Source organism: Marilutibacter spongiae (assembly GCF_014145325.1).
Taxonomy (GTDB): Bacteria; Pseudomonadota; Gammaproteobacteria; order Xanthomonadales; family Xanthomonadaceae; genus Marilutibacter; species Marilutibacter spongiae.
In genome coordinates this window covers 1-606 of sequence record NZ_JACHTF010000052.1, presented here as the reverse complement: position 1 = coordinate 606, position 606 = coordinate 1, and the positions used below count along the sequence as shown (strand labels likewise).

Below are 606 nucleotides of genomic sequence, written 5' to 3'. Positions count from 1 at the left end.
CGCGATGGCTATGGACGTACAACCACGAGCGCCCCAACATGGCACTCGGCGGCATCACTCCGGCCATGAAACTGGCGATGGCCGCTTAGCTCCACTTTTGGCAACAGCTAAAAATGGGGGGGTTACCCAATGCCACGGGCTTGCGCCGATCCCGCCTGAGGATATCGTCCACCGCGCCCTTGCCAGCGGCGTCAATCCGGATCTCCGCAACAAAGGGAATGCCCAGGGTGTCGCCCTCTCCTGCACGCAATGGCAGTGCCGTCAGGCCCAGTGTGACGCCGACAAGCAAAGTCAGCAGCCCTGTCCAGATCCGGTTTTGCATCCCACGCCCCTTGAACCGATAACCCTGAGATAAAAGATATAAAAGGGGTCAGGTACATTCTTCAGCGTCAATCATAAGAAATGAACCTGACCCCTTTTTTTGACGTGCGCTTGACCTTCGTGACTTCGCCCGGAGAGGTCCCGCATCTGGATGACGAGCGACGTCCCCCCGCCTTCAGTAGCAAGGCGGTTTAGAGTCCGGGATCAATCGTAGCGGATGCCAGCTGGCTGGCGTAGTCGCTCGGGGTCAGTCCGCCGAGCACCTTCTTGGGTCGCTCCTCGTTG

1 protein-coding gene is annotated in these 606 nt (G+C 59.1%); it reads right to left on the bottom strand.

Translation table 11 applies throughout. The annotated features are described in order from the left end of the window. Positions 1-85: 85 nt before the first annotated feature. Positions 86-322 (bottom strand): hypothetical protein, encoded by a 237-nt coding sequence (locus H4F98_RS16665; protein WP_182688943.1) that lies wholly within the window; start codon positions 320-322, stop codon positions 86-88. Between the last annotated feature and the right edge of the window lie 284 nt (positions 323-606).